This is a genomic window from Peribacillus sp. SRI_006 (assembly GCF_057586375.1).
This window is the reverse complement of sequence record NZ_JBYCZT010000005.1, coordinates 244,412-257,192: the sequence shown is the minus strand read 5'-3', so window position 1 is coordinate 257,192 and position 12,781 is coordinate 244,412. Positions and strand designations below refer to the sequence as shown.

Here is a 12,781-nt window from a genome sequence, read left to right as displayed (position 1 = left end):
TTAACCTCCTTAATCAATGTTCTATTTGTCTTCCACCTTAAGCTCTAATAGATAAGCTGCCAGTGCATTAATATCTGAATCCGAAAGTTCACCGTAAGTACCGGTCATCGTGTTGCCCGGTTTATACTTCTCAGGATCCTTGATCCATTTCTTCACATTCTCTTCCGTATGATCCAATACGCCAGCAACTTTTTCACGCTCACCGAATGTAGCCAGATTCGGAGCCTGACGAGCAGCTTCAGGCCTGCTGTCATTCGGCGTCACCGCATGGCAGCCTATACAACTTTGATTAAAGACATCTTCACCCTGTTTGGCCAGATCGCCTTCAACGACAGGTTCCTTCGAGGCTTTCATATCTTTAGTCCATGCTTCAAAATCACTTTTAGACTTCGTTATGACCTTAAAATCCATCAAAGCATGTGAAGGACCGCAAAGCTCAGCACATTTTCCGTAGAATACGTTGTTCGAATCTTCTGCCTTTTCACCATCGAATTCTAAGAAAAACTGATTGACCCCTTCTGTATTTGTATCCATCTTTCCTCCGACAGACGGTACCCAGAATGAGTGCTTAACATCTGAAGCAGTTAGATTGAAGTACACTTTTCGATCTGTCGGCACAACCAAATCCTGACTTGTTACGACGCCAAGGTCTGGATATTCAAACTCCCACCAATAAAGGTTTGCCCTAACATTCACGACAAGTGCATCCTTCGTCTTTCCATCCTTATCTTTCTTATCCATTGCCTTTGTGTCGGCTAAGTCAAAAGTCGTGACGACGGTTGGAACAGCCAGAACAATTAAAAGAAGGATAGGAATAACAGTCCAGATAATTTCGAGTTTATGACTTCCTTCAATTTGTTTCGGTATTGTTTCGTCGCCTTCCTTCCGACGGAAGCGTAGTATAACTACAACAAACAAAATAATCACAACAATAATAACCAGTACCATGATTAGTGTACTCAATATCAGTAAGTCATACTGAGATTGCGCAACATCGCCAGCTGGCTTCAGTGCGGATAGAAATGGTTCGCCGCAGCCCGAAAGGACAAGTCCTACAATTCCCAGCAGAGCAATTAGGCGCCATTTGTGCAGCCTTTTTTTCATAGCTTCAGAAACCCCTCTTTCGTCAAAATTTTCTCACAAAAATAAAAATGGGCGCAATTGCGAATATTCTCTCTATGTCAATTTCTAAAAAGAAAGAATCCCTAATCTAAGGAATTATTAAGTTGATTCATGTAACCGCTCTTATGTATGCCCCTGTTGGTTCCGTTAATATGTATGAATGGCGGTCAGTGCTTTATTTATCAGTAAACTGGAGGCCTGTAAAAGAACAGGCCGCCAGTTTATTTAAACCAAAACTAGATCAGTGTGACAATAACCATCGCTACAAATAAAATGGTCATATAATTTAGCGAATATACAAACATGGATGTTGCCCATTTAACATCGTCTTTCTTTTTATACCCCTTAATCCCCAAAATAAGCCAACCTGTGCTCAATAATGCAGCAAGAATAACTAGCGGTGTTCCTAATGGAGTTAAAAAGAAAGGAATGAACATTAAACAGATGATCCACAGCATAATCGATCTTTTTGCAGCCTTGAAACCTTTTACGACCGGAAGCATAGGTACTCCAGCTGCACGATATTCTTCGACACGCCTCATTGCAAGTGCATAAAAATGAGGAGGCTGCCACAAGAACATGATCGCGAACAGGACCCAGGCGATCTTATCAAGGCCCGGGTCGACCGCAGCCCACCCGATAAGCGGAGGCACCGCTCCGGATATACTGCCTATTATCGTATTCGAGACAAATCTACGTTTGAAAACCATAGTATATAAAACAACATAGGCGAAGACGCCGAATGCTCCAAGTATGGCAGTTGTCATATTAGTCAATGCAAGTAAAATCAGCCCTGCAGCAATTAAGCCGAAACTTAACGCCAATACCTTTGAAGGCTGTACTTTCCCGGTTACCGTTGGACGGTTTTTCGTTCTTTCCATTAAATGATCGATATCACGGTCATAATAATTATTGAAACTGCAAGATCCCGCCATTATGAGCGCCGAACCAGCAAGTGTATAAAACACTACATCTAGATTGCTTAAGAAGCTAAGCCCCGAAAAGTGAAGAGCTAACCACACGCCGGTAAAAGCTGTAATTATATTTGAATTGACGATCCCCACTTTTATAAGTGCGAGAAAATCCTTCCAAGCTGTTGTTTCAGGTATATCCGATTGAAGGGCGGCTTTACTGTCCTCCATGACAGCTTCTGACAAACCCCTTGTTTCTGACATTTGTTTTCCTCCTTTAAATCATTCAGCACAGACGCAAATGCAAAAAAATACTTACATATGCTATAGAACATTATTTCATACTTTTTGATATTTGTAACCAAGGAAGCGTAAACAAAAAGTAAATTATTTACCAATGACTGTCGTCAATGGAATCCATCGAGAGCTATCATTCTTAATATCATGCTTAATAACAGTAAAATTTAGTAAAATCATTTCTTCAATATATTAAAACACATTTTTGGAAGCTTTTGTGAAAATTTTTCGGATATTTTTGACCAATTTGTGTCTCAATAATTTACTGCTCTTGTAAGATGTTCATCAAGAACATGAATAGTATGCTTTTATCATCATCCCCTAGGCTTATTCCCTATTTTGCTCCTACTTGTAGGTTTACACTCCCTTTATTTCTATCAAAGTCTTTTGTAACTTTCAACTATTTCAGGCATTTTAATTAATAGTTATAATATTAACTGAACTTGTAAAATCATTCTATTTTGTGTAATATCGAGGAAGTTCGACAAATATTATGAAAAATCTTATGCTATTATTAATTTTATGGAACAATCCTAATTTGCTACAGAGAAAAAGGTGGGACTACTAGTGAAATCGTCTCTTAAATGGTTTGCTGTTTTAACAACGATTGTAATGCTTTTCATCTTACTTGGCGGCGCTTTAGTCACGAAGACGGATTCCGGCATGGGATGCGGCAGGTCCTGGCCATTGTGCAATGGCCAATTGATCCCGGACAAAATCACGATTGAATTGGTCATTGAACTTTCCCATCGTCTCGTTTCAGGTGCTGGAGGATTCTTGGTTTTAATTTTATCGTATATGTCTTGGAAAAAAATCGGCCATATCCGTGAAGCACGTTTCTTATCCGTCCTTTCTTTTGGTTTTCTGTTACTGCAAGGGTTAATCGGGGCCGCTGCCGTCATTTGGTCACAATCCGATTTTGTCCTTGCCCTTCATTTCGGCATATCGCTCATTTCCTTTGCTGCCGTCTTTTTACTGACATTGTTGATTTTTGAAGTAGACAAGAAGTTCGAAGCCGAAAAACTTATAGTTGACAAACGAATGAAATTCCATATCATTGGCGTATTGATTTTTTGTCTCGTAGTCGTATATACAGGTGCTCTTGTAAGGCATACAGAATCAAGTCTTATCTGTAAGGATTGGCCTTTATGTGTAAATGACAGCCTTGCACTCCCCTCTAACCTTTATGAATGGATTCAGATGGGACACCGTGCAATCGCAGGCGCCATTTTCATTTGGGTATCGTATGTGGCTTATATCGCAAAAAAACATTACAAAAATCAAAAAGTGTTATATGGCGGTTGGATGGCTGCATTCATTCTCGTATTTTTACAGGTTACCGCTGGAGCCTTCATCATTTTCTCAAGGCAAAACTTATATATCGCATTGACACACGCATTATTCATTGCCTGCTTTTTTGGTGTAATGAGCTATTTGATGCTATTGACATCAAGAAGCAAAAAAAATGCACTGGCCAAGCAAAAAAGAAACTCCACGCACACAGTCAAAGGACAGGATGAAAAGGACATAACACCAACAGTACCCGCCCGTTAATTTCTGATTGTTCAATCAATAATATAATAGGACAAAACAAGAACCACCATTCCCTGGGGAATGGTGGTTCTTGTTTTGTCTTAAGATACCGTGGATTGCCTTGAATGAGGGTGTAGGGCAGCTTGAAACCTCAAGCATACCCCATATACCCTAAAACATTCAGAAGGTCACAGTCAGCGATATTACTTAGTTATTTCAATCAATAAGTCCCCAGTACTGATCGCTTCTCCATCTTTTACATAAATATCTTTGATGGTCCCGGAGAATGGTGCTTGCACGGTGGTTTCCATTTTCATCGCTTCCGTAATGATCAGGTGATCACCCTGCTTGACCTGATCTCCTTTCTCGACCACTACACGAATTACCGTACCTGGCATTGTCGCACCGATTTGTTCTTTATTTTTTGGATCAGCTTTTACTTTTGATACAACGGAAGATTTAATGTTTTCATCCTTGATGATCACTTCACGTGATTGACCATTCAACTCAAAATACACAACCCGTGTTCCATCAGCCAATGGCTGGCCGATTGAAACCAATTTTACGATAAGCGTTTTACCCTTTTCGATTTCAACTTCGATTTCTTCCCCTAGCCTCATACCATATAAGAAAGTCGCGGTATCGAGGTTGGAAACATCTCCAAACAGCTCAATCGTTTTATTGTAGTCCAGGAATACTTTTGGATATAGGGCATATGCAAGCACATCGAAATCAGTGACTGCCCGTCCCAATTCCTTGAATAATTCTTCTTTAAGTGCTGCAAAGTCCACTTCTTCCAATAACTCACCCGGTCTTACTGTTATAGGTTTCTTCCCTTTCAGGATAACTTCCTGAAGCTCTTTAGGGAATCCCCCAACTGGCTGACCTAGATAGCCTTCGAATAACTCTATGACTGAATCAGGGAAATCGATGGATTTACCTTTTGTCAGAACATCCTCTTCAGACAGGTTATTTTGTACCATGAATAAAGCCATGTCCCCAACAACTTTGGATGACGGAGTCACTTTAACGATATCACCGAACATTACATTGACGCGCTGATACATCTCTTTCACTTCATGCCAGCGGTCCCCCAGCCCAACTGCTTTGGCTTGCTGCTGCAGATTACTATATTGACCGCCCGGCATTTCGTGTTTGTAAACCTCGGTATGAGGTGCATTCATTCCGCTCTCGAAGTCATGATAGAATTTCCTGACCTCACCCCAGTATTCTCCTAAACGCTCTAGTGAATCGACTTCCAACTTAGGCTGTCTGCTTGAACCCTCCAATGCATAATGAAGTGTTTGTACACTTGGCTGAGAAGTCAGTCCAGCTAAAGAACCAATCGCCGTATCAACGATATCCACACCGGCTTCAATCGCTTTAGAATACATGTAAATGCCATTTCCGCTTGTATCATGAGTATGCAGATGAATCGGAAGGGATGTCGATTCTTTCAGTTCCGAGACAAGGCGGTAAGCAGCATCAGGCTTCAAGAGCCCGGCCATATCCTTGATCGCTAAAATATGGGCACCAGCTTGTTCCAATTCCACCGCCATATTTTTATAGTAGTCGATATTATACTTGCTGCGTGTTGGATCATTCAAGTCCCCTGTATAACAAATGGCAGCTTCTGCAATTTTGCCGGATTGACGGACTGCATCAATAGCCAATTCCATCCCTTTAACCCAGTTTAAACTATCGAAGATACGGAAAACATCAACGCCTGCATCCGCTGATTTCTCTACGAATTCACGAATGACATTATCAGGATAATTTTTATAACCAACTGCATTTGAAGCCCTTAAAAGCATTTGTAATAGGACATTCGGTGCTTTTTTCCTGAAACTTAATAGCCTGTCCCACGGATCTTCTTTCAAGAAACGATAGGCGACATCGAAAGTTGCCCCGCCCCACATTTCCATTGAAAATAAATCAGGAAGCAGTTTTGCTGTAGGTTCTGCGATATCAAGGATATCTTTCGACCTGATTCTCGTCGCCAATAAAGATTGATGTGCATCACGGAAAGTCGTATCAGTGATCAATACCTCTTTCTGTTCTTTGATCCAATTGACCAGTCCCTCTGCTCCTTGCTCTTCAAGTATATTTTTTGTACCCGAGATAAGCGGCAAGCCACCAACATTCGGAATCGGTGCTGGATCAAAAACAGGTTTTTTCTTTTTCTCGACTCCCGGGAATCCATTCACGGTCACATTTCCGATATATGAAAGCATTTTTGTCCCACGGTCTTTTCTAATTGGGAAGCTAAATAATTCCGGTGTTGAATCAATGAATGATGTATCATATTCCCCATTTATGAATTTTTCATGTTTTACAACATTTTCAAGGAAGGGGATATTTGTTTTAATACCACGAATCCTGAACTCCTTAAGGTTACGAACCATTTTGGAAGCTGCCTGCTCAAATGTAAGCGCATGAGTAGAAAGTTTAACGAGAAGGGAATCATAATATGGTGTGATGACCGCACCTTGGAACCCATTCCCTGCGTCCAGGCGGACACCGAATCCCCCACCGGAACGGTACACCATCATTTTCCCGGTATCAGGCATGAAATTATTCAATGGATCCTCGGTCGTCACCCTTGATTGAATCGCATATCCATGAGTTTTAATTCCTGCTTGTTCAGGAATCCCGATCTTCTTGCCATGGAGCTCATGCCCTTCAGCCACCATGATTTGAGATTGGACGATATCAATGCCCGTAATCATTTCAGTGATCGTATGCTCAACCTGTACCCGTGGATTGACTTCAATAAAGTAAAACTCGCCATTTGCGACAAGGAACTCGACCGTACCAGCGTTTACATAATCAATATTTTTAGCCAACTTGACGGCTGCTTCACAAATCCTTTCCCTTAAATCTTCGGAAAGGGAAACGGAAGGTGCCACTTCCACAACTTTTTGATGCCGTCTCTGAACGGAACAGTCACGCTCATATAAATGGACGATATTCCCATGAGTATCAGCCAAAATCTGAACTTCGATATGCTTCGGATTTTGTATGAATCTCTCTACATAGACTTCATCATTACCAAAAGCTGCTTTAGCTTCTGATTTTGCGCGATCATAAGCCTCTTCAACTTCTTCGATTTTTCCGACAATTCGCATTCCGCGTCCGCCGCCGCCTAATGAGGCTTTTATAATAATTGGAAAACCGTATCGTTCACCAAATTCCTTGACTTCTTCAACACTGGTCACCGGTCCATCGCTACCAGGGATAACCGGAATATCCGCCAGTTCAGCTTGTGTTCTGGCTTTTACTTTGTCACCAAACATATCTAGGTGTCTTGATTCTGGTCCGATGAAGATTATGCCCTCTTCCTCACAACGTTTCGCAAATTCAATATTTTCTGAAAGGAAACCATAACCGGGATGAATCGCATCGACGCCACTCATTTTGGCAATCGCAATTATGCCTTCAATATCCAGGTATGCATCAATCGGCTTTTTGCCTTCCCCGACCAAATATGCCTCATCCGCTTTATACCTGTGATAAGAACCATAATCTTCCTTTGAATAGATTGCAACTGTGTGAATGTCTAATTCCGTACAAGCCCGAAAAATCCTTATCGCTATTTCCCCGCGATTTGCCGCAAGTACTTTTTCTATACGTTTCCCCATTGCTACCACCCTAATCAATATGTATTTTTATTGAATATATAGAAAAAAAGCGTGAAAGATTTCCACCACTTTTTATTCATGAATTGATTTCCCAAATAAGGAGTCCAATCTGTTTAGGCTCATTTTATCGCTGATGTAATTATTTCGATATATTTTATATTTTCGTTTTTCACATCCGATAAAGACAAAAAAAGAGCCATATATCATTCACAAATTAAAATTTAGCTATAATAATATATTATCAATTTGATTTAACATTCAATTAATATAACAATAATACTAAAATTAACTGAATACAATAAAAAAATAAAAAATTACATATATTCGTATAAAAAAACAGGGAATTAGATCTGACTCCCAGTACTATCGATCCATTATTGATCAAAGCCATATGACCGGAAAATCCCACAGGGAATATTTTAAAATCGGAAGATGACCATTGAACTCAGAAAGAATTCAAAAGAATAAGATAACTCAAATTGAACTTCGCGAACTAATTAGTATGTCACTTTTAAATATAGTATAACATTATTCACTTAATTGTGTATATAAATAAAAAACTCAAACAATCATCGAGATTTGTTTGAGTTAGTATGTTTTATCTATTATTTTTTTAACGATGCTTCATGCAAAACTGACAATTCCTGTTCAAGGGTTTCCAAAAGGGATTTACCCTCGGTCTCTTCTACCAAACCTAAGCGTACGGCAAAATCAATTTCTCGTGATAGGCCGAACATTTGCGTATCAAGTACCTCTTCATATAAAGGACATTGAGGCATAGTGAGATTTTCCATTTGAACTTTAATCAGTTTTAGAATCTTGTCAGCATCTGCTTTTAATAAAGCATAAGCTTTTTCTCGATGATTGACAAGCATATCAGATGCCATGTTAAATCCCCCCGCTCAGAGCGATTAAATCTTATCTCTAAATTCTACCTTTAGTTTTGTGAAAAAGCAAGGACATTGACGAACAATTTGCCATTGAAATATCACGATCACCTCTCAAATGGATATACCCAGTCATGGAATTTATTCAACATCTTGAAGATGTGACATTTCTATTATAATTGATTATAATCATTAAAGAGCAACAGAAAGGAATGAGATATTTGGAACCCATCGTATTTATAAATGGAAAAGTGAAATATCCAATTACGCTAGATCCTGGAGTATGGATTTTTGATGACCGTAAAGTTGAAATCGATACATATTTCCACGCTGAAAGAGTCCAAGTCAATGAATTAGAAGAATATACGATTGCCGCCTCCAAACATTGGCAAAAAGAAATACAGGAAGGCGCAATAATGCCACCCACAATAAAAACGGAACGAAAGTTCGAGAAGCAAAGATTGCTGGAAGGGACTTTCGGCATCCCTTTTGAACCGTTTTTAAAAAACGCCGAACCTGAAAATGGGGTGACCGAAGTCATCGTTACAACCGATGATGAGGAGCTTACATTCCCGTTGGCAACGGCACTTGAATTTTTCCTGGGCTTTTCCAAGGATGGAAAGCCGCTTAAAATATCCGAAGGCGGCCCTCTGGAAATTTATTTCGGAGACGCTTCCAACATCAATGATCCGATAAAAAATGTACGGTCTTTCACCGTTAAATAAGACTGCGTTCATCCTTGCCAAAAACTTTGGCAATCGGCAAGGGAAACCCCTTGCCGATTGCATTATAAAAGTGTAGCTGCCAGTTGTGCCAATCCCGATCTTTCCCCTTTTATCAATTTAACATGGCCGGCTATACGCTCGGTCTTGAATTTTTCCACAACATAGGTCAAACCATTATTATATTCATCTAAATAAGGATGATCTATTTGCTCCGGGTCCCCCATCAAGACAATTTTGCTCCGTTCCCCGACCCTCGTCAAGATTGTCTTGACCTCATGTTTCGTTAAGTTCTGCGCTTCATCGATGATGATGAACTGATCCGGTATGCTCCTTCCCCTGATATAGGTGAGGGCTTCAACTTCGATCGAACTCATTCCTGCTAAAATCGCATCCAATTCCCCAGGTTTTTTCGTATTGAACAGAAATTGGAGATTATCAAAAATAGGCTGCATCCATGGTCTTAATTTTTCTTCTTTTTCCCCAGGCAGATAACCAATATCTTTACCGACCGGAACAATGGGCCTGGCAACCAAAAGTTTCTTATATTGTGACAGATCTTCAGTTTGCATCAATCCTGTTGCCAATGCCAATAAAGTCTTGCCTGTCCCCGCCTTACCAATGAGCGTCACAAGCTGGATATCCGAACGAAGCAACAAATCAAGGGCCATGGTCTGCTGCACATTTCTCGGTTTAATTCCCCAAATATGCTCCCCTTCATACATCAATTTCTTGACTAGCCTGCAGTTCTCATCCACTATCCCAATCGCCGAAGCTGAACTGCCCAGCGTGTCCTTCATCAATAGGAATTGATTTGGGTAATATGCATCTTTTGTCAGTTCTTCCAGTGAAAGAAAGCTTTTTTCATAAAACTTATTCAGGTTATCAATCGATACATACACTTCTTTGTGCCCAGCGTATATATGATCCAGTTCTACAACGCGATCATTTAAAAAATCCTCTGCCTCTAGACCGATGGCGTCAGCTTTAACCCTGACGAGAGTATCTTTGCTAACCAGAATGACTGTTTTTCCATCTTCCTTCGTCTCTTCTTCCAAAGATAAATTTTTCGCGACTGCCAATATCCTGTTATCATTCGTTTTCTCAACAAAAATTTCCTGAAGTTTGTGAAATGAACGGTGGTTGAGTTCAATCCTTATGCTGCCTCCATTATGAAGCGGAATGCTCTGATGCAGCTTTCCTTTTTCACGAAAACTATCGATCAATTTCGATACTTGCCTGGCATTCCTTCCGATTTCATCCATATACCTTTTTTTTGAATCCAATTCTTCTAATACGACTGCTGGAATGACAACTTCATTATCTTCGAATGAATAAATCGAATACGGATCCTGCAACAGGACATTCGTATCTAAAACATAGATTTTTTTCCCCAATATGACGCCTCCTGCCTGCTCTATAGGATATGTCTTACCATTTACTACACTCAGCAGTTATGTAGCGGACGAGACTGTTGATAAAATATATGTTCCTTTGCATAAAGATAGAAGAACATTTACAGACTATAAAGAAAACTTCCAGCAAAGAATGCCATCCCCAACATTGATTACACCCTGTTTCACTGCATGTAATAATGACAACAGACTTGGTCGGTGGCGGCCAGGCTGGAACCAAAGGACATTTAAGGAGGTTGTACATTGCAAAAAATCATATTGTCGCTCGCTGCTGTTCTGTTGATGTCAGGTTGCACAACGGATAATAAAAATGAAGTGTCTGAAAATAATTCGCAAAACAATATAACGAAAGTCAATAATACGACCATTAAGGAAGCAGACAGGAATACAGGTCAGCAAACTGCGGAAAGACTTACCAGTTTGGCTAAGTCCATTCCAGAGGTGAACGATGCCACCGCAGTCGTACTTGGCAAATACGCCATCGTCGGAATAGATATCGACCAAGATATTGAGCGTTCACAGGTTGGAACGATAAAGTACTCAGTCGGAGAAACTTTAAAACATGATCCTGACGGTGCTAATGCCATCATCGTCGCTGACCCGGATTTAAATGAGCGGATCAGGGAGGTAGCCAAAGATATTAAAGACGGCAAACCGGTAACCGGGATCCTAAATGAACTCGCTGACATCACAAGCCGAGTCATCCCGGAGGTTCCTGGTGATATTTTAACCCCAACACCATCTAAGAACATCGAAAAGGAAAAAAATAAACTTGATGATGATAGGGAAAGAAAAGAACTCGATAAAGAGCAAAATGATCAATCCAATCACTTTAAAGAATGAATTTACCCGACCCGAAATGAATCTTCGGGTCTTTTTCATACCCAACAATCAACGTTCAACTGTTAGTTTCACTTTATCCTCGTTTTACCATAAAAATATTGGTATACTTAAAAGCATATTCAAATTGAAGTGAGGTTCAACTAATATGAAGGTTAAATGTGTAATATGCGATCAAATTGAATCTATACCTGACGATAGCCCAGAAGCGAAGAAACTTCGAAACCGTCCTATACATACCTATATGTGCAATACATGCAACCAACGCATAGAAGAGCGTACGAACGAGCGGATTGCTACCGGTAACTTCCGTCTTTATCGGACGATCAAAAATGAAGATGAGTGGTAGAACATTTCATAAAGTTACTCTGATTGGCCTGATCAATGGACTTCTGCTTGGATGGATAATGAAGTGGGTCGAAATGCTATCCGGTAAACAAGTGTATAAGCTTTTATTGAATGTGGATTTCCTCCCCCTAATGGGAGCGGTTTCCTGGAGTGAGGAATCATTATTCTTTTTCCACCTCCTTTTCTCACTGGCAATTACGTATAGTTACGTTTATTTTCTACATCCTTTGAAAGTTTTCAGGAAATGGAACAAATACGCACTTGCTTTTATCACGATCATTCCAGCCATCATGCTTTACTTCCCATTATCGGCGCTGTCAAAAACAGAAGTTGTCCTTCCTTCTGATTTGACAGCTTTCTTTTTGTGGACAATCTTACATCTTTTTTATGGACTTTCCCTCGCTAAAGCAATATAAAAAGAACCGTGCGTAAATCGCACGGTTCTTTTTATCATTACTCGATATTTTTATACTTTTCTGGCTCTAACTGAATTTGGTCTAACATGATATCAATCAATTCAATCGGATAACGCTGCTTTTTCATTTCGTCTCCCAAAAGGTACTCGACGAAATAAAAAGGTTCTGTTTTTGTAACCGAATCGATTATCACCTGATGATCGTCTTTCAGCATCTGCATGAAAAACATTTCTGTATCGCGTGCAGCTGAATCATCAGGCCTTGCATCACAAACAACTTTGATCGTCAACCAATTGTATAAAGCATCCTGTAATGATTTCATCATATTAAGCCTGTTCTTCTTTTCTCGAATTATGAAGACGGATCCTATAAATCCCCAGAACAAGCGAAGCGATGACTAATGCCTCCCCCATAGGGAGAAATACCGCAAAGAAAGAAAGAAGGGTACATCCAAGTGCCATTACCACATAAATGACCACATTTTTTAGCAATGGTAACTTTTTGGCAAAACCTAACTGATAGACAAGGATGCATAATCCAAAGACCGTCAAATATAAATACCACATTCCTGCTTCAGGATTTTCATCCACTCTGTACAATGCTGCAAAAAATGATAATCGCTCTTGGATATCCAATCTTTTCTCCTCCT

12 protein-coding genes are annotated in these 12,781 nt (G+C 40.1%); 5 read left to right on the top strand and 7 right to left on the bottom strand.

The genetic code is table 11. The annotated features are described in order from the left end of the window. Window positions 1-21: 21 nt before the first annotated feature. Both coxB and cyoE read right to left on the bottom strand, forming a co-directional pair. Complete coding sequence (gene coxB / locus AC2YHV_RS09185; RefSeq protein WP_034313987.1) at window positions 22-1,104, bottom strand: cytochrome c oxidase subunit II; 1,083 nt, start codon at window positions 1,102-1,104, stop codon at window positions 22-24. A 254-nt stretch (window positions 1,105-1,358) separates the two neighbouring features. After that, window positions 1,359-2,297: a heme o synthase gene (cyoE, locus tag AC2YHV_RS09180; protein WP_034313989.1), complete on the bottom strand. Its 939-nt coding sequence runs from the start codon at window positions 2,295-2,297 to the stop codon at window positions 1,359-1,361. 600 nt (window positions 2,298-2,897) lie between these two features. Between cyoE and AC2YHV_RS09175 the strand changes: the two genes are divergently transcribed. Next, window positions 2,898-3,884: a COX15/CtaA family protein gene (locus tag AC2YHV_RS09175; RefSeq protein ID WP_034313992.1), complete on the top strand. Its 987-nt coding sequence runs from the start codon at window positions 2,898-2,900 to the stop codon at window positions 3,882-3,884. 182 nt (window positions 3,885-4,066) lie between these two features. On the opposite strand, the gene pyc is transcribed toward AC2YHV_RS09175, so the two are convergent. Beyond that, window positions 4,067-7,504, bottom strand: coding sequence for a pyruvate carboxylase (gene pyc / locus AC2YHV_RS09170; protein WP_063576930.1), 3,438 nt, complete (start codon window positions 7,502-7,504; stop codon window positions 4,067-4,069). A 605-nt stretch (window positions 7,505-8,109) separates the two neighbouring features. Next, a complete protein-coding gene (locus tag AC2YHV_RS09165; protein WP_034313996.1) occupies window positions 8,110-8,391 on the bottom strand; it encodes an Fpa/YlaN family protein in 282 nt (93 codons plus the stop codon). Window positions 8,392-8,612: 221 nt separating this feature from the next. On the opposite strand from AC2YHV_RS09165, the gene AC2YHV_RS09160 reads away from it, so the two are divergent. After that, complete coding sequence (locus AC2YHV_RS09160) at window positions 8,613-9,116, top strand: hypothetical protein (protein ID WP_034313999.1); 504 nt, start codon at window positions 8,613-8,615, stop codon at window positions 9,114-9,116. A 62-nt stretch (window positions 9,117-9,178) separates the two neighbouring features. Here the strand turns inward: AC2YHV_RS09160 and AC2YHV_RS09155 are convergent, their stop codons facing one another. Continuing rightward, window positions 9,179-10,510, bottom strand: coding sequence for a PhoH family protein (locus tag AC2YHV_RS09155; protein ID WP_034314003.1), 1,332 nt, complete (start codon window positions 10,508-10,510; stop codon window positions 9,179-9,181). Between the two features lie 261 nt (window positions 10,511-10,771). Here AC2YHV_RS09155 and AC2YHV_RS09150 point away from each other — a divergent pair, with 261 nt between their 5' ends. The 3 genes from AC2YHV_RS09150 (at window position 10,772) to AC2YHV_RS09140 (ending at window position 12,132) form a co-directional block, all read left to right on the top strand. After that, on the top strand, window positions 10,772-11,371 hold the full coding sequence (locus AC2YHV_RS09150; RefSeq protein ID WP_487373073.1) for a YhcN/YlaJ family sporulation lipoprotein: 600 nt from the start codon (window positions 10,772-10,774) through the stop codon (window positions 11,369-11,371). A 145-nt stretch (window positions 11,372-11,516) separates the two neighbouring features. Beyond that, window positions 11,517-11,717, top strand: a complete 201-nt coding sequence (locus tag AC2YHV_RS09145; protein WP_072272690.1) for a YlaI family protein — start codon at window positions 11,517-11,519, stop codon at window positions 11,715-11,717. After that, a complete protein-coding gene (locus AC2YHV_RS09140; RefSeq protein ID WP_487373072.1) occupies window positions 11,701-12,132 on the top strand; it encodes a hypothetical protein in 432 nt (143 codons plus the stop codon). Before AC2YHV_RS09145 ends, AC2YHV_RS09140 begins: the two co-directional genes overlap by 17 nt. A gap of 37 nt (window positions 12,133-12,169) precedes the next feature. On the opposite strand, the gene AC2YHV_RS09135 is transcribed toward AC2YHV_RS09140, so the two are convergent. Next, on the bottom strand, window positions 12,170-12,454 hold the full coding sequence (locus tag AC2YHV_RS09135) for a hypothetical protein (RefSeq protein ID WP_034315418.1): 285 nt from the start codon (window positions 12,452-12,454) through the stop codon (window positions 12,170-12,172). A 4-nt stretch (window positions 12,455-12,458) separates the two neighbouring features. Continuing rightward, window positions 12,459-12,767 carry a YlaH-like family protein gene (locus tag AC2YHV_RS09130; protein ID WP_034314008.1) on the bottom strand — a complete coding sequence of 103 codons (309 nt, stop codon included), beginning with the start codon at window positions 12,765-12,767 and terminating at the stop codon, window positions 12,459-12,461. Window positions 12,768-12,781 lie beyond the last annotated feature (14 nt).

Bases quoted from the DNA above. Each gene is read 5' to 3' on its own strand.
- AC2YHV_RS09145 (WP_072272690.1), top strand. From the start codon at position 11,517: ATGAAGGTTAAATGTGTAATATGCGATCAAATTGAATCTATACCTGAC.
- pyc (WP_063576930.1), bottom strand. From the start codon at position 7,504: ATGGGGAAACGTATAGAAAAAGTACTTGCGGCAAATCGCGGGGAAATA.
- AC2YHV_RS09165 (WP_034313996.1), bottom strand. From the start codon at position 8,391: ATGGCATCTGATATGCTTGTCAATCATCGAGAAAAAGCTTATGCTTTA.
- AC2YHV_RS09140 (WP_487373072.1), top strand. From the start codon at position 11,701: ATGAAGATGAGTGGTAGAACATTTCATAAAGTTACTCTGATTGGCCTG.
- coxB (WP_034313987.1), bottom strand. From the start codon at position 1,104: ATGAAAAAAAGGCTGCACAAATGGCGCCTAATTGCTCTGCTGGGAATT.
- cyoE (WP_034313989.1), bottom strand. From the start codon at position 2,297: ATGTCAGAAACAAGGGGTTTGTCAGAAGCTGTCATGGAGGACAGTAAA.
- AC2YHV_RS09135 (WP_034315418.1), bottom strand. From the start codon at position 12,454: ATGAAATCATTACAGGATGCTTTATACAATTGGTTGACGATCAAAGTT.